The 22,124-nt window shown below is 42.7% G+C and carries 17 protein-coding genes; all 17 read right to left on the reverse strand.

What is annotated here, in order from left to right; all coding sequences use genetic code 11:
* Nucleotides 1-11 precede the first annotated feature (11 nt).
* The gene (tldD, locus tag FLL46_RS17375) at nt 12-1,448 is read right to left on the reverse strand and encodes a metalloprotease TldD (RefSeq protein WP_142932589.1); all 1,437 of its coding nucleotides are present in this window, start codon (nt 1,446-1,448) and stop codon (nt 12-14) included.
* A gap of 184 nt (nt 1,449-1,632) precedes the next feature.
* The gene (locus FLL46_RS17380; protein ID WP_142932590.1) at nt 1,633-2,451 is read right to left on the reverse strand and encodes a carbon-nitrogen hydrolase family protein; all 819 of its coding nucleotides are present in this window, start codon (nt 2,449-2,451) and stop codon (nt 1,633-1,635) included.
* Nucleotides 2,452-2,557: 106 nt separating this feature from the next.
* Entirely contained in the window at nt 2,558-6,880 is a 4,323-nt protein-coding gene (locus FLL46_RS17385; protein ID WP_142932591.1) for a YhdP family phospholipid transporter, read from the reverse strand.
* Nucleotides 6,881-6,897: 17 nt separating this feature from the next.
* Complete coding sequence (locus FLL46_RS17390) at nt 6,898-8,496, reverse strand: Rne/Rng family ribonuclease (protein ID WP_142932592.1); 1,599 nt, start codon at nt 8,494-8,496, stop codon at nt 6,898-6,900.
* A 10-nt stretch (nt 8,497-8,506) separates the two neighbouring features.
* On the reverse strand, nt 8,507-9,112 hold the full coding sequence (locus FLL46_RS17395; protein ID WP_142932593.1) for a Maf family protein: 606 nt from the start codon (nt 9,110-9,112) through the stop codon (nt 8,507-8,509).
* Nucleotides 9,113-9,294: 182 nt separating this feature from the next.
* Nucleotides 9,295-9,780: a rod shape-determining protein MreD gene (gene mreD, locus FLL46_RS17400; RefSeq protein ID WP_142932594.1), complete on the reverse strand. Its 486-nt coding sequence runs from the start codon at nt 9,778-9,780 to the stop codon at nt 9,295-9,297.
* Nucleotides 9,780-10,616 carry a rod shape-determining protein MreC gene (gene mreC, locus FLL46_RS17405; protein WP_142932595.1) on the reverse strand — a complete coding sequence of 279 codons (837 nt, stop codon included), beginning with the start codon at nt 10,614-10,616 and terminating at the stop codon, nt 9,780-9,782. Before mreC ends, mreD begins: the two co-directional genes overlap by 1 nt.
* 303 nt (nt 10,617-10,919) lie before the next feature.
* Nucleotides 10,920-11,303 (reverse strand): holo-ACP synthase, encoded by a 384-nt coding sequence (acpS, locus tag FLL46_RS17410; protein ID WP_142932596.1) that lies wholly within the window; start codon nt 11,301-11,303, stop codon nt 10,920-10,922.
* Between the two features lie 15 nt (nt 11,304-11,318).
* The gene (pdxJ, locus tag FLL46_RS17415; RefSeq protein ID WP_142932597.1) at nt 11,319-12,059 is read right to left on the reverse strand and encodes a pyridoxine 5'-phosphate synthase; all 741 of its coding nucleotides are present in this window, start codon (nt 12,057-12,059) and stop codon (nt 11,319-11,321) included.
* Nucleotides 12,059-13,054 carry a DNA repair protein RecO gene (recO, locus tag FLL46_RS17420; RefSeq protein ID WP_142932598.1) on the reverse strand — a complete coding sequence of 332 codons (996 nt, stop codon included), beginning with the start codon at nt 13,052-13,054 and terminating at the stop codon, nt 12,059-12,061. Before recO ends, pdxJ begins: the two co-directional genes overlap by 1 nt.
* Before the next feature lie 120 nt (nt 13,055-13,174).
* On the reverse strand, nt 13,175-14,083 hold the full coding sequence (era, locus tag FLL46_RS17425; protein WP_142932599.1) for a GTPase Era: 909 nt from the start codon (nt 14,081-14,083) through the stop codon (nt 13,175-13,177).
* Nucleotides 14,076-14,759 (reverse strand): ribonuclease III, encoded by a 684-nt coding sequence (gene rnc / locus FLL46_RS17430; protein ID WP_142932600.1) that lies wholly within the window; start codon nt 14,757-14,759, stop codon nt 14,076-14,078. Before rnc ends, era begins: the two co-directional genes overlap by 8 nt.
* A 28-nt stretch (nt 14,760-14,787) precedes the next feature.
* Nucleotides 14,788-15,171, reverse strand: coding sequence for a DUF4845 domain-containing protein (locus tag FLL46_RS17435; RefSeq protein WP_142932601.1), 384 nt, complete (start codon nt 15,169-15,171; stop codon nt 14,788-14,790).
* A gap of 80 nt (nt 15,172-15,251) precedes the next feature.
* A complete protein-coding gene (gene lepB / locus FLL46_RS17440) occupies nt 15,252-16,187 on the reverse strand; it encodes a signal peptidase I (RefSeq protein WP_142932602.1) in 936 nt (311 codons plus the stop codon).
* Between the two features lie 131 nt (nt 16,188-16,318).
* The gene (gene lepA / locus FLL46_RS17445; protein ID WP_142932603.1) at nt 16,319-18,121 is read right to left on the reverse strand and encodes a translation elongation factor 4; all 1,803 of its coding nucleotides are present in this window, start codon (nt 18,119-18,121) and stop codon (nt 16,319-16,321) included.
* A 299-nt stretch (nt 18,122-18,420) separates the two neighbouring features.
* The gene (locus tag FLL46_RS17450; protein WP_142932604.1) at nt 18,421-20,424 is read right to left on the reverse strand and encodes a methyl-accepting chemotaxis protein; all 2,004 of its coding nucleotides are present in this window, start codon (nt 20,422-20,424) and stop codon (nt 18,421-18,423) included.
* Between the two features lie 238 nt (nt 20,425-20,662).
* The gene (locus tag FLL46_RS17455) at nt 20,663-21,790 is read right to left on the reverse strand and encodes a tRNA-queuosine alpha-mannosyltransferase domain-containing protein (protein WP_142932605.1); all 1,128 of its coding nucleotides are present in this window, start codon (nt 21,788-21,790) and stop codon (nt 20,663-20,665) included.
* Nucleotides 21,791-22,124 lie beyond the last annotated feature (334 nt).

A 22,124-nucleotide genomic window follows, 5' to 3' on the forward strand; every position in this document is an offset into this window, starting at 1 on the left:
CATCAACAGTTCTAATTCGTACCACCAACAGTTAATTCATCAACTTTCATCGTTGGTTGCCCGACACCAACTGGTACACTTTGCCCTTCTTTGCCGCATATCCCAACACCTTTATCAAGTTCGAGATCGTTACCAACCATGCTCACTTTAGTTAGAACGTCAGGGCCATTGCCAATCAGAGTCGCACCTTTAACCGGTGCTGTCACTTTACCGTCTTCGATCAAATAAGCTTCGCTTGTTGTAAAAACAAATTTACCTGATGTGATATCAACTTGTCCGCCGCCAAAATTAGGGGCGTATATTCCTTTTTTAACTGAACGAATAATATCTTCCGGTTCGCTTTCTCCACTTAACATATAGGTGTTGGTCATTCTTGGGAGCGGCAAACTAGAGTAAGATTCACGTCGACCATTGCCAGTAGACTGAGTATTCATGAGACGCGCATTTTTTTTATCTTGCATATATCCCACCAACACGCCATTTTCAATTAATGTGGTTGACTGAGATTGCGTGCCTTCATCGTCAATCGTTAATGAACCTCTGCGTGATGCAATGGTGCCATCATCAACAATCGTACATAAAGGTGAAGCAACCCGTTGACCGATACGCCCGGAAAAAGCAGAAGATCCTTTACGATTAAAATCACCTTCAAGTCCATGACCAATCGCTTCATGTAGCAGTACGCCCGGCCAACCCGGTCCAAGTACAACCGGCATATTACCCGCAGGGGCATCTATTGCTTCCAAATTAATGCTCGCCTGATGCACGGCTTCTTTCGCCAGTTCGGCCAACAATTCATCGCTTAGCATGTGGTAATTTTCTCTGCCGCCGATTCCCGAACCGCCTCTTTCTGTCTTACCTTTATCTTGCATTATCACCGTCACATTGGCCCTGATAAGTGGCCGAATGTCACTGGCTAAAGTACCGTCACTGGCACAGATTAAAATTTTATCAAAAACACCGGATAAAGATGCAATAACCTCGGTGACACGTGGATCAAGCTGCCTGGCCAACTGATCAAGTTTTTTCAATATGGCGAGCTTTTCTTTTTCTGACAAACTCATAATCGGATCATCGTCAGTGTAAAGCGGCTGTTGCTGAGGAGTCGATAGCAATTTAACTTTGCCGCTATTACCTCTTGTTGCAATACTTCGCGAAGCTTCCGCGGCTCTTTCTAATGCCGGTAGTAAAATTTCCTCAGAGTAAGCGAACCCGGTTTTTTCACCGACGAGCGCTCTCACACCAACACCTTTGTCGGCACTAAAACTCGCATCTTTAACGATACCAGATTCTAATACCCAGGACTCATGGCGACTACTTTGAAAATACAATTCGGCGAAGTCGATTTTATGGCTCAACATCGAATCAATAATTCGCGTTAAATCATTGAGGTCAGCCCCCGCGGGCCCTAAAAATTCATTCTGTGTAGCTGCTAAAGCACTGCTCATACTAATCTCATTTTAGTCCAGTCAGTTTTTCTCTTAACCCAATTGCTTTTAACCCAGCCAAAATCGCTTTTCAATCCAAACAATATCTCTTGTAATACAGACATAGAGAATCGAGTGATCACCGCAATCGGCGGGTTGTTTATTAAGAAGTCCGTTGAATTCCCTTATCCAAACCTCAGGTTAATTATAACCTTCTATGGCTTAAGACTGGAAATTCATTGCGAATTTTTTGATGCTGTATTAAATCAATATCGGCTACTACAACCCCGTCCCCATCATTTAATTGTGTCAGCACTTCACCCCAAGATGAGATAATACAAGAGTGTCCCCAGGTTTCCCGGCCATTCTGGTGCTTTCCTCCCTGGGCAGAGGCGACAACGACACTCAGGTTTTCAATGGCTCGTGCTTTTAACAAGGTCAGCCAATGGGCCTTTCCCGTGACATAGGTAAATGCCGCCGGAATAAAAATTAAATCAGCGCCCAGCTCAGATAACTGCCTGAATAACTCTGGAAAACGTAAATCGTAACAAACCGCTAATCCAGCTTTTCCCCAGGGAGTCTCAAATACACAAACCGAATCCCCCGGAAAGCAATACTCCGATTCCGCATAATTTTTCTGCTGATCATCAACGCTGACATCAAATAAATGAATTTTGTCATACCAGGCAACTTTCTCACCTTTCGGATTAATCACATAGCACCTTCCAAAGGGCCTGCCATTTATTTGTGAGACAACCGGATGAGTACCACCAATAATCCACACTTTCCAACGTAGGGCCTGTTCCGACAAAAAATCTTGTACCGGGCCGGCTCCATGAATTTCTGTGCAATTGACTCGGGCAGCTTCATTTTCCGCCATGATCGCGAAATACTCGGGTAAGACAATGATGTCAGCCCCTTGCCGAACAGCTTCGCCAATCAATCTTGCTGCAGTTTCAAGATTCGTTGGTAAATCTGTTGCTGATACCATCTGTACAGCAGAAACTTTAACATTGTTTTTCATTTTGAATGCTCTGTGAGGGAACTTACTATACACTACGATTTCAATTGCGAATTGGTTGAAATATCGTTTAAGTAAGCCAATGTTTTATACTAGTATTTTCAGAGTATTAGTTACCCGACTCATCATTATTAACTTCGTTTTTTTCTTCTGGTTTAATTTCTGTACTAGCTTCAACTTCGCTTTTCAAATCGTTATCGGAAGTAACGTCCTTTTCTGTTCCTTCATTTCCACTGAGCTGAGACTTTGGCTCAGACTCCGGCTCGGGTTCAGGCACATCATATTTTACTTTCGACTTTTGCTTTTTGATCTCATCGACCTTTATTTGCTCTAACGGTCCGTGTATTCGATACTCAATCTGAGTGACTACTTCAATTGCCGGCTCCATTATTTTATTGATTAAATAAACTAATAATCCAGTAGTGGGCTCAACAGCCCAGCCAACTAAAACAGGTAAGCTCGAAGTTAATTGTGGTGTGACCAAAGCATATTGCTCAATGGTATCCTCGTTAAGATCAACACTACCTTTTAAATCAACTTTCGCCGCATTTCCATCGACATAAATATTGTCGGTAAAAACGACGCCTTCTCTAAGAGAGACATCACCGTATAACTTATCGTAAAAAAATCCCTTTTTGTAAACATCTTTGAAATCCAACTGTAATTTACGCGACAGGGATTGCAAGTTAAATAATGAAAACAATCGAGCCTTAGCATCACTGATGTCACTTAAATATCCCTTGCCCAATTCAACTCTTGAATCTCCCTCAATTTCAACTGGCTCAATAGACCATGGGAGATCGTTCCACCACAAGCGGCCAATAAATCTGCCGCTGCTATCCTCAACCCCCACCGGATAATCAAACCGCTTCATCATCGCACCAACATTATCACTAAACAACTCATACTCCACCAACGTATGATTGACTAATTGACTGACTGCTTTATTGGACTGACTTTCACCCTTAGTGTTTTTAGCAACTTTTGTCTCTCTTTCTCCAGCCTCTTCCAGTAATTCATTTTCTAGTTCAGATAGTTGCTCTTCCGTTTGAGACCAATGAAGTTTAAAAGATAGATTATGACGTTTCCCGTCAATGATTTTACCTGCCAGCGTTAGCTTATTGTCTTTAACACGCAAATTAGCATCGACACTACCCAATACTTTTTCAACCACAGTGCAATTAAAACATTTGATGTCAATATCATGCCAGCTAGCTAAACTTTCAATGGCAGAAGCAGAGTCATTTTTTGAATGACTTTTTCCATCGGTAACCTCCCCACTCTTTTCACTCTCATCTGCGTCCTCTGCTAGAAATTCGGTTTTTAAATGCAGGTTAAGATCATTAATCTCAAGCTCCCAGGGCGCTTTACCTTTATCTCTTAACAATAAATTTCCGAGCTCACTATGCACACCAAAAACCCAACTTCCGTTAGCCGATTGATGAGCTGCAATATCAACATTATTTAGTGCAACGGCAGGATTAATAATTTCATCGACATGCAGCTTAATGCCAATCCTGCTTTGTTGCTTCGAAGTATTATTTTTCGGTGATAAGACTTTCTCTGGAGAAGCCTGTTCCTTCTCTGATAAAGATTGATAGTCTCGCTTAATTTTCTCAATTACCGGTTGCCATTCTTTCAAGTCAAACCGCGCCAGGCGACCATCAACAGTAAACTCAGGTTGCACCGTTTGCGGCATTGTTTTTTCTGAGTTAAACAAAAATATACCACCGAGCTGTTCAACTGTGTTCTTGGATTTTTCTTGCCATTGCCACTTCCCAAGAAACTTTTCCCATTGAATGGTTGCCGTCGAAATTTCAGCGGCATTAATATTGAGTGTTAATGGCGTGACCTGCGCTTTGCTTTTCGCAAATTCGTCCGGCAAATTAATTTCAATCCCTTTTAAATCCGTGTTAAAACTAATTTGAGTGTCGCTATCCGAATCGTCAGCAGCAATTTTAATCTCACTGCTAAAATTAGCTTCACCGGCAATAAATTGAGCCCAGGTCTTACCGGCAAAATCACTCAATGCTTCCGACTTAATTTTACCTTGTACCGACACAGTCAATTCTGACTTTTCGGTTTTATCTGGCCCGGCAATTTGAATATCAATTGGTGAGCCATGATATTTGGCCTTTAGCTGGCTAGCAGTGCCTCCGAGATGGTTAAAATTGACGACACCTTCAACATCTTCCAGTTTGATTTCTTTTACTTTTATTTTGGTTTTCTTTTTATCAGGAAAAACCTGACCTTGCATGGTTAGATTCGAACTATCATCCAGCCCAAAAGACAAATCAACTTTAGTTCTCAACGGACCTGTAATTTCAAAAACTTCAAGATTTTCACCAAGCTCTTTCAAGGGTGTTTGTTGTAAAAACTGACTTCCTGCATTGTCCTGACTAGCGACATCTAAGTAGAGTTCGAAAGGAGTATTCAGAGCGGAATAATCTTTAATCACAGCTCTTGCTCGATTAACCTGATTTTTTCCCGTGGCTCCGGCTGTCGCCCGCAAATCCATGCCATTACCCTCAAACAAAAGCTTCGCCTTTAAACCTTCTACCTGGGGCCAGTCAGGTTGATAAGCAAAGGTCGAATTTTCCAGAAAGCCCAGAATTGAAAATAGCCCTTCTTGATTGTCAAAAGGAAACGCGTCCAGCGGTCCATGTACAACGGCCTTAACTAAAGGTAGTCTGCCCGACTTAACACCGTTATCAAGATACTCGACGAGCGCATCGTCCATAATTGCCACAGGTAGGTAAAGCGACTTGTTTTCTGCATTAACGTCATTGAGTTCGGCAAACAAAGATAAAACCGGTTTATCGTCCTGAAAGAAAAATCGTGCTTTCGCGTTGATACCCAAATCCTCATTCTTTGCGGCAGCAGAGTCGATATACAAATCAAGATTATCTTCTGAATCAATCAACCAATTGAGGTTGACATCCAAAGTATCGAGTGCGAGAGGTGCACGAAACAAGCCATTGAAATAAAGCTTGATATCACTACCGGCGAGTTTGGCCCGACCGAGCCCATCAACGATATTAATTTCACCGGAAAGACCATTAGCCTGCGGCAAGTCGAGTAGTGATTGATAATGAAGTTTGCTAAACTGAGTGTGAAAAACAGGCTTTAACCAGTGACGGTTTTCTTTGGTGAGACGAACTCCAAGAACATCAAGGTTTAACTTAAAATCAGAACTGGAAAATGTCGACTTCGGCGCTTCTCCCAATAACAAGTCGAAATAACTATTCAAAGGCGAGACTTCAAAGTTATGAATAATGACATCCCAGCTAATGATGTTTTGTTCGCCGTTTTGATAAACCAGATAGATATTGGGTAAACCTTCAAGCTTGTTAGTGTTATCAAGTTCGTGGTCATCCTGATTATTATCAAGTGGGACTTTCTTTTGAGTAAGGTCAATGTTACTTAAAGAAAACAGCCCGCTATTCTCGTCGTTAAAGTTCCACGAAAATTTTGCAGTAAAGTTTTCAATATTCGCTAATGAAGTCTTAATGCCGGCGTTGTTGTCTTTGGCAAGTTGCTCATTTTCATTCCACTCCATTTGTTCTATTTGAATGTCACCAACAGCCGTTTGCCAACGATTATCCTTCCAGTCACTCCACAAACGCCAATTCAATACACCACTGTCTGGTTTTAAGTGTTGGTGGCTTTCTGAAACAGGTAGTTTAGACAAGTCGATACCGCGACCTTCAAGGTAAAAATGAGTATAACTATCGTCAGATGAAGGATCGCCATAAATCTCTGCGGCCAGTTTTAATTTGCCACTTTTTTCATCATCAAAAAAGCCGGTTAATTGATGTATATGCTCATAGTTTTGAATGTTCAACTGTTCAATATTGTAATTGAACTGTTTTCCGGTCAGCGTTTCCAAAGTGATTTTGGAGTCGGATACGATCAAGTGTTTTTGCCCGAATAATGTCGATAAAAGCACTTTGCTGGTTGATTGAAATTCGGTGGGGAGCTGTTCGCTTTCCATTTCCTCCAGCGCGTCGAATCTCACCCCCAATTTTCTATCAATAACAAAATTAAGGGATGCTCCCGAAATGGCGATATTTTCCGAAACAAATTGATTGGAAAGCAGAGAACCAAAACCATCAAGGTAAATTGAAAGTGCCTCAACTGAAATCACGCTGAGTTGGCCATCACTCGACTTAAGTTGGAAGTTTTTGGCAGAAAAAACAGGCCCGGAAGCGCCCCACTCGGCATCGATACTTTCGATATCAATTTCGACCTGAAACTCATTTTCAAGCCAGCTCTCAATGTCTTGTTTGAAATAGTTTATTTGTGGGAGAAATACTCTTAAAAGCGTGAAAATAACCGCGGTCAAAATGATCAGCGTTGCTAACAGCAGCCACATTTTATTAACCAGATAAACAAAAAATCTGGCAACCGGATTATAAGTTTGATTATTCACTAAAAAACCGTCTTAATCTAAAGCAGTACAACATCAAACTGCTCTTGTGTGTATAATCTCTCAGCTTGAAAGCGAATCGGCTTGCCAATAGAGGATTCTAATTCAGCCAGGTAAGAAGCTTCTTCATCCAGCATTCGGTCTACAACTTCTTGCGTCGCTAGAACCAGATATTTCTGGGCTTCATAAGCCCTTGCAGAACGGTATAATTCTCTAAAAATTTCGTAGCAAATCGTCTGAGCCGTTTTAATGCTGCCTCGGTTATCACAAGTCGGACAAGATTCACATAAAAGATGCTCTAAACTTTCGCGGTTACGTTTTCTGGTCATTTGAACCAGCCCAAGGGATGACACTTCTGAAATATGCGTTTTCGCGTGATCTCGTTCCAACGCTCTCTCAAGCGTTCTTAAAACCTGGCGTTTGTGCTCATCTTCTTTCATATCGATGAAATCAATAATGACCATGCCACCAAGATTTCTTAATCTCAACTGTCGGGCTAGCGCCGACGACGCCTCCAGGTTGGTTTTGAAAATCGTATCTTCAAGATTGCGATAACCAACAAATGCGCCAGTATTAACGTCAATAGTCACCATGGCCTCTGTCTGCTCAATAATCAAATAACCGCCTGACTTAAGCTGAACTTTCCGGTGGAGTGCTTTTTCTATTTCATCTTCAACATTGTAAACATCAAATAATGGCCGCTCTCCACTATAAAGATCGACACAAGACTTAAGCGCAGGCACAAAATCATCTACAAAGGATAACAATTTCGTATGAACCTCGTCTGAATCAACCTTAATGGTTTCTACGTCTGAAGGAACCGAATCTCGGATAAGCCGTAGTGCTAAATCCAAATCATCGTACACCAGACACGGCGCTTTCGATCCTCTGATCCTTTCTTTAATCGATTGCCATAACTTTCCCAGAAAATCAGCATCTCGGTGCAACTCATCGTCGCCGGCACCTTCGGCAGCCGTTCTAACGATATAACCCGGCTGCTCATCACTGACACTATCTTTGAGCTTTTTCTTTTTACGCTTTTTAGTCTGCTTTTCTTTCGACGGACTCTCGTCTGATTCGCTTAGCTTTTCCTCAACCTCGCCCTTTTTACTCAATTCTCCCGCAGTTTGCGCTTCCTTTGAATGGCTAAGAATGTCCCTCAAACGCTGCCGCTCAACTTCATCTTCGATACGCTGCGATACGCCGATATGGGGGTTATCCGGCATCATCACCAGATAACGTGACGGAATGGTTAAATGGGTTGTCAGTCGAGCACCTTTTGTGCCGATTTCATCTTTAATTACCTGCACGGTGATAACCTGGCCCACGTGCAACAATTCATTGATATCCGGCGTGGTGATATTATCGTTTTCGATGAGTTCGGTTTCAGAAATTGGCAAAATTTCGGCGGCGTGTAAAAAAGCCGATCTTTCGCGACCAATATTGATGAAAGCCGCCTGCATTCCGGGCAGTACACGAATCACTTTACCACGGTAGATATTACCGACTAAACCTCGGCTCGATGTTCTTTCAACGTACATTTCCTGCAGCATACCGTTTTCGATAACGGCGGCACGACATTCCTGTGGGGTCACATTGATGAGAATTTCTTCTTTCATTATTTTGCGCCTACGCTCCAAAATGCAGCTTTAGTAATTCACCAGTTTCAAATAGAGGTAATCCAACAACACCGGAGTAACTCCCTTCAATCGCTTTAATATGTTGTGCAGCTATTCCCTGTATGGCATAACCGCCAGCTTTATCAGCTCCCTCACCGGATTGACAGTAGGCTAAAATCTCCTTCTCTGTCATAGCGCCAAAATGAACTTTCGTCACCGAAGCAGCCTGTTTAATCCAATCCTTGTTAATAATAGCAACGCTAGTCATCACTTGATGGGAGTTTCCGGCTAACTGTGACAACATTTCGATAGCTTGATTCAAATTTAGTGGCTTGCCGAGAATCTTATCATTCAGCACCACGCTGGTATCTGCCGCCAACAACGCCTTATTTATGACCTTATTCGGCATTTCGGCGGTTAATTTTTGCCAGCCTTTTTGCGCCTTTTCCCATGCCATTCGGTTAACATAGTCGATTGGCTTCTCACTTTCTCTGACCGACTCATCAATTTCAATATCAATGAGTTCATATTGAACTCCAATCTGACTCAATAATTCCCTTCTCCGCGGCGATCGAGAAGCTAAGAAAATCGACTGAGGAAATAAAGAATTTGTCACGGTACTCCTACCTGCATTTTTATATTGAACTTTAGGGTATAACGCTTAACTTAGAACGATATTAGCTTGAAGTAATATTAACTTATCCCGCTAACACTGTTTATTCGGCTGCAATTCCAATTTCGGCTGCAATTCCAATAACGATAAACGAAAAGTCAACCGAACCAGATTAGCAAAATCAATTAACAAAACTTACGTCTGATATCCCGCAATAAGATAAAAACCCACGGCCAAAAAATAGCGACACCAACTAAGGGCAGCCAATAGGTATAATCGGCCTTCACCGGCTCAACCAATCCAGTCAAGGTCACCACTATCAGCCGATGAATACCGACAACGACAGCCACATTTATCGCTTGTTTCCAGCGTGGGAACAAGCGTAAGCGGTGATAAATCATTTGTACAAGAAATGCGACAACCGCTAAAGATAAGGCGTGAATACCAAATAAAGTACCGTAAAGAACATCAACAAAAAGCCCCAAAATCCAGCCGCTAAAAACACCCACCCGGTTTGGCAACGCCATCACCCAGTAAATCAAAACCAGGGCAACCCAATCAGGCTTAAACATTGAAATTAAGTCAGGCAGTGGCATGACATTCATCAGCATCGCCACTAAAAGCGAGACGATGATAACCATGCCGCCCTTTGATTCAGCTTTAGCTTGCATCAATTCGACTCCACTTTCTTTTCCGGCCAAACCAGTAAAACTAAAGCATTTCGTTCCAGCCTGGCCGCAGGAGAGGCAAAAATTCTGACATAATCTTGACCAGGATCTCGCTGCACGGAAGTCACAGTCCCAACGGGATAACCGTCTGGAAAGCGTTGGCCTAGCCCCGAACTCAATAACAGATCGCCGACCTTGATATCGGTTGTTTCTGGTACAAATTGCAGCGCAAGCAAATTAAGCTGACCAGTTCCAACCACTGTCGACCGAACACCATTTCGGTTTACTCGAACGGGAATGGCGTGAGTGACATCCGAAATCATCAGCACTCTTGCAGTTGCGGGCGAAACTTCAACGACTTGCCCGACAATTCCTTTAGCGTCAATCACAGTCTGCCCGACAAAAATATCGTGCATGCTACCTTTATTAATCAAGAACCTGAGACTGAAAGGATCGCTGTCGATTTGAATGATCTCGGCAACGAGCCGACGTTCAATCGATTTGTTTTCATTCCCGAGTAAGTTTCTAAGCCGTGCATTCTCGGCTTGTAGTGCCACAAACTTTTGTAACTGGGCTTTGAGAATAAGGCTTTCGCTTTTTAAACGAGAGTTTTCCTGGCGTAACTGGCTTCTGGTCATCAACTTTTCGCCGCTCCAGGCGAAAAAATCACCGGGAATGTCCGCAACATAAACAATAGGCGTAATAAACGCGCCGATTGCTTTACGTAAACCTTCCAGGTGATGCTGATGGTTATCAATAAACATCAATACGCACGACATTACCGCGGCAATAAATAACCGAGTGGTGTGTGAAGCGCCTTGTGAAAAGAGGGTCTTAATTGTTTCAACCTTATTATTTAGCTAGGTAACCAGGCCCGGTATTAACGCTGAAATTAAGCGCTTTAGTCATTAAGACACCCCAACCAGATAAAAACGACTCTGCTAAATAAAACTATACTAACAAACCACCCTGAAAATCAGGATAACTATTTATAACTATTTGAAACTATGAAAGTTTTGCTATTCTAGCCTAGTCGCTAACCAAGATCCATCGACAACCGCTAAAAACGGGCCTCAAACCCTGATAATCTCTTGATTTATCGAATACGACAGAAACAGACAATCAATTATGATTAATCCTCGCTAAACCAGCTCAATAATAACTTGCGCTACAGCATAACGACGTTCATCACTGATACTCAGATGCAACCGAGCATCTCCAATTTCGGCAACCTTAGTATGGGCGATACCGTGTAATCGTAGTTCTGGCTTGCCGGATTTCTGGTTGATTACTTCAATATCAGGCAAAATCACGCCTTCAGCAATACCGGTTCCCAGAGCCTTAGCGAAAGCTTCTTTCGCTGCAAATCGTTTAGCCAGGTATTTAGCTTTAAAGCGGTGAGTATCAAAAACCAACTTCTCGTTAGGATGAAGAATTTTATTGGCAAATACATCGCCGTGTTTTTCTAACGACTTTTCTACTCTGCTGATTTCGCAGAGGTCGATACCGTTGCCCCAGATACTCATTCAGAAAAGCCCAACCTACCGTCTGGCTTCTAACATGATTTTTTTCATGTCAGCAACTGCCGTAGCCAACCCACTAAATACCGACTGAGCGATAATAGCGTGACCGATATTCAGTTCATAAATATCAGGGATCGCCGCAATTGGCGCCACATTATGGTAATGTAATCCGTGACCGGCATTGACCATTAAACCACAATTTTTCGCGAATTTAACGCCATCACAAATTAATCGATATTGTTCTTTTCGAGTGCTTTCATTAAGCGCATCAGCATAATGCCCGGTGTGAATTTCTATAAAAGGCGCCCCAACTTTCTGTGCCGCTTCGATCTGACGCTCTTCAGCATCGATAAACAAAGAAACTTTGATTCCCTGTTCACCTAACTCTTGGCAAGCCTGTTTCACCTTTTCAAAATTTCCACAAACATCGAGACCGCCCTCTGTAGTGACTTCCTCACGTTTTTCCGGTACCAGACAAACATATTCAGGTTGTGTTTTTTTGGCGATAGCCACCATTTCATCAGTTACCGCCATTTCCAGATTCAGGCGCGAGTTAATACACTCCCGAACCAACTCTACATCTCTATCTTGAATGTGTCTTCTATCTTCACGTAAATGAATAGTGATACCATCCGCACCGGCTTGTTCAGCCACTAACGCGGCTTGGACGACCTGTGGGTAATTCACTCCCCGAGCCTGACGTATGGTGGCCACATGGTCAACATTAACCCCGAGCAATATGGATTGCGCTTCGTTCATCAATCAGTACCTTTATGTTTCTCTTCTGAATTCTCATCAGATTTATTGAATGTCATTTCCTCATCGCTCTTTTCATCACTTGCGATAGTCGATTTGGCCGACGTTGGTTGCCCCGAAATTTTCGTTTCATCAGAACAATTACCATCGCCTGAAACTGCAGTATTCTGAAGACCTCTATGTTGCCACAATTTTCGACTCTGTAAAGGTTTGTCACCGATAACTTCTCGTAGCAACAAACGCGTAATTTGCTGACAAGCCTTGAGGTGAGATGAGCAATATTTGCCAGCGGCCAAAGATAAAATTGACTGTCCGCTAAATATTCCGCTAAGTCGTTTATCAAATACATCGGCGCGATTTGTCTGATAACCAGAAGTCGCGGTGGAATTAGTTTCTTCTCGTAACTCAACAGGGTAGAAACCCGACTGAGTCTGATAGGAATAATACCTATTTTTGTCGATGGGATTGTGGTTAATATCACAGGACCAATCAGGAGCGATCCCCATCACAGTCAACAAGCCGACTTCAAAATTTCTGAGCAATGGCGCAAAGCCGGAGTCTGACGCGGCATCATAGGCCTGTGTCGTTTTTTTTAATTGATTGAGAAACGCTGCATAGGATTGATAAAGCTCAGGAACATCCTGATCCTCCGGCAAAACGCGAATGATAAGTTCGTTGGCGTAAAAGCCACAGGCCAACTGTTGTCCTTGGAGTTGAACACCTGCAGCCCGAAAAGCATCGGGAAAACCGCCTGAAATATCATCTGCGAGTTCACAATGGGTAATCGTTTTTAGCTCGCCTTTGCCGGTCAGCTCAAGGGCTAGTTCATGAAATGGCTGGAGTAACGCTTTACGAGCTTGAGAGCGCTTGCCTTTGATCCCTTTTGCTAACGCTGAAAAACGACCGTATTGTAAAGAAAATAGCTGCAAAATAGCGCTATTTTCTTGATAGGCTCTTGAGTGCAGTACAAAGGCAGTCGCTTTTTTTTCAATGCTCATTGGGCCGATTACAATCGCTTTTTATCTAACAGGTCAAGCCAATCTTATTGACTTGAAACAAGCGAACCAATCAAGTAAGTAATTCAGTTCGATATCAACATTAAACAAAATGGTTGCCAATTAGTCTTTATAGTCGTCAAAGCCAAGAGAGCGTAAAGCCCGTTCATCATCGGCCCAACCATCTTTAACTTTAACCCAAAGCTCGAGAAAAACTTTCTGTCCGAATAATCGCTTAATATCTTTACGAGCGTCAGTTCCAACCTGTTTCAATCGACTGCCGCCTTTACCAATTACGATTGATTTTTGACCATTCCGCTCAACCAATATTAAACCGTTAATTCGCAACAAACCTGCTTCGTCAGTTTTAAACTGCTCAATTTCTACGGTAACAGAATAAGGCAGTTCATCGCCTAACTGGCGGATCAATTTTTCTCTAATAATTTCCGCGGCAAGAAATCTTTCGCTACGATCGGTGTAGTAGTCTTCAGGAAATATAAAGTCTCCCTCAGGCATCGCGTCTACTAGATAAGATTTTAACTCATCCACTTGTAATCCTTTTAACGCAGAGCCGGGAATGATCTGTAGAAATTCATGTTTATCCGATAGTTTCTGCAGCTGGGGCAATAAAAGTTCTTTGTCTTTTAGCTGATCGGTTTTGTTCAGGAAAAGAATCACTGGTCTCTTGCTGGCTTTCAGGTGTTCGAGAACTAATTGATCATCTTCTGTCCAACGATCAGGCTCAACCACAAATACAACAATATCGACGTCTGATATCGAACTGGCCGCGGCACGATTCATAAATCGGTTAATCGCCCGTGCTTCTTGTTTATGTAATCCCGGGGTGTCGACATACACCAACTGGGTATTATCGAATGTATCGATTCCCATAATACGATGTCGGGTCGTTTGCGGTTTGCGTGAGGTAATACTCAGTTTTTGTCCAAGCAAACGATTAAGCAAAGTGGATTTTCCAACATTGGGCCGCCCGACAAAAGCGACAAATCCACAATGGGTTGAAGGACTAGCCATTCGATATTTTCTCCAGAATTTTTTCTGCGGCGTCTTGTTCCGCTTTACGACGACTGGCCCCTTTTCCTTCAGCGATCAATTCATTGTAATTAACTTTACAGTTCACCCAATAAGTTTTCGCGTGATCCTTGCCGACTGAACGGGTTACTTCATACTCAGGAATTTCAATATTTCTGGCCTGAAGCCATTCCTGAAGCCTGGTTTTTGGGTCTTTTTGCGCCATATCCAAGGATAAAGCACCCAGCCGATTACGATAGAGATTCAATACGAACGTTTGAGTAGCAATAAAATCACTATCGAGATATACCGCACCAATTATCGCTTCAAATGCGTCTGATAAAATTGACGCACGCCGATATCCGCCGCTTTTTAATTCACCGCTACCCAACCTTAAAAAGTCACCTAAATCTAACTCCTGGGCAAGTTCAAACAAAGCTTTTTCTTTAACCAGAAACGCTCGCAGACGGCTGAGTTGGCCTTCGTCAGCTTTTGGGAACTGGAGGTATAATTGGTGCGCAATAATACTGCCTAAAATCGCATCACCCAAAAATTCGAGTCTTTCGTTGTGTCGACCGGCCGCCGAACGATGAGTCAGCGCTTTTTCTAACAACCCGATATCTTTAAATTGATAATCAAGTTTTTTTTGAAGATGCTTAAGGTTAGGGGAAGGAGTCATTGAATTTTCTGTTCAGCCTGGAAACTGATTATCTTACGGGGCGAATTTCTTCTTTAAAGTCAACGCTCGCAGAAACATTTCCTGCAATCGGCACTTTTGCTGAATATTCGATAATTATAAATTTCTCGCCGGATTTCTCTCTTGATACAGTAAATGCATCCTTACCGAAGCCGCGAATATTATCAACCATCATCCGCTTTTCCATGCTCAACAGAATCTGTTTAGCCGTCATTTGCCTGAAATCTCGTTGGTTAACTAACTCCTGCATTGATCCTCGAATTATACCGTGGTCGATATAAACAGGGACCAATTTAAATGCAATTAACGCGATGAATCCGATCATCAAACCAATAGAAAGGGTGCTCCACATAGTCGCACCCTGTTGTTGTTTTAATTGGCAATTATTATTCATGCAGATATACCTTTTTGCTCATTAAACCAATGGTTTAGCCTACTTCCCATTAACCTTTGAGTTAATCATAGCATAACAATCTATTGGATCCCGCCAATTCGGCTTACATCAATTCCTGTTGGTACCCATCGAAAGGCTTTATTTTTGATGCCAAAATCCAGATGAAGCCAGATAGAAACAGCCTGTCCCACCAGGTTTTCTTCAGGAACAAAATGAGTCGTCGGCCAGTAGCGGCTATCCAGACTATTGTCACGATTGTCGCCCATAACAAAATAAGAGCGTGGTGGCACTTTAAACTCTCTGTCATATTCAATGCCAAAATTGTTACGCTGTCTAACTTCTGGCCGATTAAGAGTGCCGTGTTCAACGCCATCGATAGTCTCGATAAACTCATGATTTTTGGTAAAACTGCCGGTGTCGGGGTTCATATCAATATAGTCATCCCCTGGCACCCTTTCTTTTTTAACCTGGATTTTTTCAGGGCATTCCTCCTTCTGAGTATCAGCAGGACATGCTGGAATAATGTACAACTCTTTGTTTCTGGTATATATCACGGTATCGCCCGGCAGCCCGATAACTCGTTTGATATAATCTTCGTGGGGCTTATGGGGCGCTTTGAAAACAGCTATGTCGCCACGTTTAGGTAATCCGATATCAACGACCTTCTTTGAGTTAACCGGTAAGCGAAGGCCATAGTTGTATTTATTGACGAGGATAAAATCCCCTTCAGTTAAAGTAGGTTTCATCGAGGCAGAAGGAATTTGAAAAGGCTCATATAAAAACGAACGTAAAACGACAATAAACAGTAATATCGGAAAAAATGACTTCGAATAGTCAACATAAACAGGTTCCCGGGCGACCGCGTCAATTGCCTCTTGAGCAGGCGACTCATCTTGCAGATGAAGTTTTGCAATCGCTGCTTTGCGCTTTTTACCGGCAGTCAGTGCATCGACCAGCCAAATCAGGCCCGATACGAAGGTTAAAACAACCAAAATTAACCCGTAATAGCTACTCATAGTGAAAACCCTTAATAACAAACATTATTTTTCCCTTGAAACATTCTATTTTTATCTGTTTCGACGGTTCTTTACTTTATAACAAGTCACTTTATAAACAATCACTTTGCAATCAGTTGCCTTAAGCGGCACTAATCTTTACCCACTTGAAGCACAGCCAGGAACGCGTCTTGCGGAATTTCTACTTTACCTACTTTTTTCATGCGTTTTTTACCGGCTTTTTGCTTTTCAAGCAACTTTCTTTTTCGAGTAATGTCGCCACCGTAACATTTTGCGGTAACATTTTTTCTCAGTGCCTTAACCGTGGAGCGCGCCACAATATGATTACCAATTGCCGCCTGAATAGCCACCTCAAACATTTGACGAGGGATTAGCTCTCGCATTTTTTCAACCAGCTCTCGCCCACGGTACTGGGCTTGATCTTTATGGACAATAATGGCCAAGGCATCGACCTTATCGCCGTTAATCAATACATCCAGTTTAACTAAATCTGCCGCCTGGAAGTGTTTGAAATTGTAATCTAATGATGCATAACCGCGACTCACCGATTTCAAACGGTCAAAAAAGTCGAGAACGACTTCATTCATCGGCAAGTGGTAAGACAGCGAAACCTGATTTCCCGCGTATTCCATTTTGGTTTGAACGCCACGCTTTTCAACGCTCAAAGTAATTACACTGCCTAAATGCTCTTGAGGAACTAAAATATTGGCCTCAACGATTGGCTCACGCATTTCCTCGATTTCGCCTGGCTCGGGCAATTTAGAGGGATTATCTACATAGGTTACTTCCCCTTTCGAATTGACCACTTCAAAGACCACTGTCGGTGCCGTGGTAATCAAATCAAGGTCATACTCTCGCTCCAGACGCTCCTGAATGATCTCCATGTGGAGCATGCCAAGGAAGCCGCAGCGAAACCCAAAGCCTAATGCGGTGGAATTTTCGGGCTCATAAAACAAAGACGCATCGTTAAGGCTTAATTTAGCCAAAGCATCTCTGAACGCCTCATAGTCGTCGGACGAAACTGGGAACAATCCCGCATAAACTTGCGGTTTAACCTTCTTAAATCCTGGCAGTGGCTGCTCAGCCGGCGTTTTGAATGTGGTTAAGGTATCACCGACCGGCGCTCCCTGGATTTCTTTAATACCAGCAATAACATATCCAACTTCACCGGCTCGCAATTGTGGTAAGTCATGTCTTTTTGGCGTGTATATTCCTACAAAATCAACCTGATGTGGTTTGCCAGTTGACATAACCAACATTTTTTCGCCTTGCTTCAGTGTTCCCTGAACAACTCTGACCAAAGATACAACCCCAAGATAGTTATCAAACCAGGAATCAATAATTAATGCCTGCAACGGTGCATCAGGGTCACCAACAGGTGCGGGTACTTTGGCGACTAACTCTTCAAGCAGCTCTTCAATGCCAACACCAGTCTTTGCACTACATTGAACCGCATCAAGCGCTTCCAAACCGATAATATCTTCGATTTCCTGGGCAACCCGATCAGGATCGGCCTGAGGTAAATCGATTTTGTTCAATACAGGAATAACTTCCAGATCTTGTTCTATCGCGGTGTAACAGTTCGCCAGGGTTTGTGCTTCGACTCCCTGACCGGCATCCACCACAAGAAGCGCCCCTTCACAGGCCGCCAACGAGCGCGAAACTTCATATGAGAAGTCTACATGGCCGGGCGTATCAATGAAGTTCAGTTGATACTCATTGCCATCTTTCGCCTTATAATTCAATGTTACACTTTGCGCTTTAATGGTAATACCGCGCTCTCGCTCCAAATCCATTGAATCTAGAACCTGCTCCGACATCTCTCGTTCGCTCAACCCACCGCATTCTTGAATGAGTCGATCAGATAAGGTCGATTTCCCGTGATCGATATGGGCAATAATAGAGAAATTTCGAATATATTGGGTGTAAGACATAGTAATTACAGCGTTCTTGGCAAATGGGTTTCATCAAAAAGTGGCGAATTGTAACCTATTTTAAGTCAAAATGGGGGGCTTTTGTTTGCTTAGTCCGAATACTTTTGAATTCGGTTCCTAATTAGTTCCAAGTGGGGTGAGAAATGCCGCTTTTCTCTTTTCAATGAACGCTAGGAAAGCGACCAGAACAAATCCAGGCTCTTAATCGCATGATCGTGAGTTTATAAAAATTAACCGGTTGGCTAGACGGTTCAAATAGTTAGGCTAATAGCTAAGCTAGACAGTCGAGATTAATATAGTCAGATTTTAAACCGCCCCACCAATTCAGCCAATTTTTGAATATCTTCTTTTTGCTGCAAAGTACCAGTTAATACATCAGACATTTCAGCAGCGGTTTCTTCCGACAACTGCCTGATATTGGCCGCTCTCTCGGTAATTTCATTAGACGCCTTGGCTTGCTCCCCTGTTGAGCCGGCAATTTCAGTAGATTGTTTTTTGATTTCCGCTACCGCCTCAGTGATACTGCGGAGAACGCCTTGAACCAGATCCGACTTATCAACACCAATGTGTGCGTGTTCGGTTCCCTCATCCATGGCTTTAACCGCTTCGCCGGCACTCCCCTGCAGTCCCTCAATAATATGATGGATTGATTCTGTCGACTCTTGAGTTCTACTGGCCAGCGAGCGCACCTCGTCCGCTACTACCGCAAATCCACGTCCTTGCTCCCCAGCCCGTGCCGCTTCTATTGCTGCATTTAACGCTAATAAGTTGGTTTGCTCTGCAATACTTCTAATCACTTCCAGAACCTCACCAATTTTCGAACTGTCCTGATTTAATTTATTCACAACTTCCGACGCCCGATCAACCGTTGCTTCCAGAGTTCGAATACTGTCTGAGGCTTCATCAACCACTTCCACGCCTTTGGTAATCTGCTTATCGGCTTCATCGGCGGAATGAGACGCCGCGTTTGAATTTTCAGAAACACCGTTAACCGAATAGCTGAGCTGTTCCGCGGCGGTAGCAACCATATCAATTGAATCCCTTTGTTGTTCCGCTTTTTTCGCACTGAGGCTTGTGATTTGCGCGACTTTTTCCGAACTTTCGATCAACTCATCAACCGTTTGCTTATTCAATCGAATAATGTCATGAATCTGATTAACAAAAAGATTAAATTGATTGGCAAATTCACCGACCTCATTTTCACTTTGCACTTCAATACGACGAGTCAGATCCCCTTCACCGTGCGCAACATCGTAAATCGCGTCTACCACTCGCTTTAATGGATTGACAATCCTCAAGCTGACTAGCCAAACCGTCAAACTGACTACAGCCAAAATTATCAATGCGGCAAAAATATAATTTTGAACGCTAGTGCGAATGGGCGCGTCAACAATATCATGAGAAATAATGATCCCCGCCGCCCAATCAACCAAAGGACTTTCCATTGAAATACTGTCAAAGGCTGCAATATGTTTCTCGCCATTCCAGGTCACCTCGGCCATACCGCTATTCTGTGCTTGAATCATTTGCTTTAATTGTTGAAATCCAGATGCATGCTCAAGTATCGAATCGACTGTTCCAATATCACTGTTGGGTTTTATCACGGTATCATCAGCAGGAAAAATAATAATGCGGCCGTCACGATTCATAATAAACGGCAGTCCCTGACCCTGATAGTTAAGCTGCGAAGCGACTTGCTGCTCAATGGTTGATAAGAGAATGTCGACACCGGCAATTCCGATTAACTCGCCAGAATCGTTGTAAACCGTTCGCTTAACCGAAGACACAATAGTCTTGTCGACAATATCGATTTCCGGCTGAGTGATAAAAAGTCGATTAACTTTAACCGCCTCCCCCCACCAAGGACGTTTTGTCGCATAGTAGGTGCCATCGCCATAGTATCTTCCGTTGGTGCTATCAAAATACTCGCCGGTTGCGGCACTTGCTAAAAAAACCGCTTTAGTGCTCTCATCTCGATTGGCCAGGTTTTTAAATAGCTGGAGTATTTTTGGAAAATCGCTGTCTCCAGTAAGATCCTTTTGCCTTTCTCTGTAATTATCAAACCAACTGGTTAACTGCGGAGAAGAAACCATTGTATCAACGACTTCTCCGTGCTTTTTAATAAAAGATTCGATTTCTAATGTTTGCAGCGCGAGCGCGTTACTCAACCCGTTTTTGGCGGATTGCTGAGTTTCATCAGACACTTTTTGAATAAAAACAAAAGAAACCAGTAATAAGATTAATGCAAGTGCAGAAGATAAAAGGACGGTTAACTCGGTGCGAATTGATTTAAATTTAAACATAGATGTGATTTCTCTATAGGGTTAAAACCGACCTTCAGCGTGTTCCGCCAACAAGCCATTCCCTGTAGAACTGCAAAATAATTGGAACTTGGTATCTGTTAGCCCTTTGCCGTTAAAAGATTGGAATACCCCGCCAGTGAGACAAAAGCTTAGACGATACCAGAAGTGGCTATTTTTCTAATTCCCTACTTGAATAATAGTTTAGATTTTTTATATTCTCAAATGCTTAGTGGTTCAACTACCGAGCAATTAAGCGATTAAAAATAGCTCGATACTCAGGTATCAAATGACTGACCAGATAATTGTTGACGCTAATAGGTTGACGCTCATCAGCTGCCAGAATCTGCGTTAATAAAGCTAACAAGTTTGCAGTCTCCTGCTGAGGAGTCTGAGCGGTAGCATAACGTAAACTTTCAGGAATGTACTCCGGATAAACAAGGCTGTCAGGCGCAACCGGCGTGCAGCCGGCATGAATTGCCTCTAACATACTCAACCCCTGAAAATCATGGGAAGCGGTTGATACAACAAGATCACTGCTTTGTAAAATTAACTGGTAAGTTTCTCGAGGTTGGTGTCCCCAATACTCGATATGACTAGCAAGCTGCTCCTTAGCCAGTTGAAAACACGATGGAATTGTTCGAAAAGATTGGCCGACCACATTCAATTTAAATGAATAGCCCGCTTTTTTCAGAAGAAGTAATGCGTCAAAAAATATCTCAGGCTGTTTATCGTACTCCCAACGGTGGTTCCACAAAATTTTGGCAGGCGCTATTATTTTCGTTCGTTCAGTTGTCTCTGGTTGTTCTCGCTTTTGTGAATCATTAGTCGAATTACCAATGCAATCTTCCAGCGGCACAGCAATAACATCACATTTATTTTTGAGTGTGTGAATCAGCGATGCGGGCGCACCATCTGGCATACGTTGAAGTAGCTTTGCCGCGCCATTTAAAAAAGTATTTCGGTTGTAGTTAGAGTTAAACAAAATCTGATCGGCGCATAAAGCGCTATAAATGCTCGTTAACTGAGCATTGAGCAAGTTCGGCTGTTCCTTGGATATGGGATAAACAAATTGATTCTCGTGAAAATAAACGATGGTCGGTAACAGTCCAAGATGGGGTAAAAATCCTCTCAACGCAGCCAGGTCAACCATCGAGGTCGCAATCAATAAATCATAATCACCGCTCAGTTCTTGTTGACGTTCGAACGCAAATGTTAAGCTGCTTCCGCGAGTTCTCCATGAAAAATGCCTGTCAGGTAGAGACAATTGTGTCCACTCAAACTCACTCAGGTTGTTCTCAAGGGTCCGACGCCAATATCGATGACTGGCAGCGTCATAGCCAGACAAAAGTAAGATACGTTTTTTCAACGAGAACCCCCCTTAACAAAAAAGCTGCTAAATCATACTGAAGTTTTTTTACCTGGTCACAAAAATGTGCAAACAATGTGTAATTACGTTAAACAGACTGGCACTCTATTAAAAGCCCGCTATCTTTAGAACCGCTCACCTTGTTAAAACTGATATTGAGTAGCACAGTTTAATTTAAAAATGTCTTAGCAGCGTGAGTTTGTGCCATGACAAATGATTTGTCCCACATCAAACGAATAACGAAAACAACTATTTTAACTAATCGTTGTTTTTTCAAAACCATGAACATGGCAATATGTAGCAATATAATGACAACAAATCTGTAATAAACAGA

Source organism: Aliikangiella coralliicola, from assembly GCF_007004725.1.
Classification (GTDB): domain Bacteria; phylum Pseudomonadota; class Gammaproteobacteria; order Enterobacterales; family Kangiellaceae; genus Aliikangiella; species Aliikangiella coralliicola.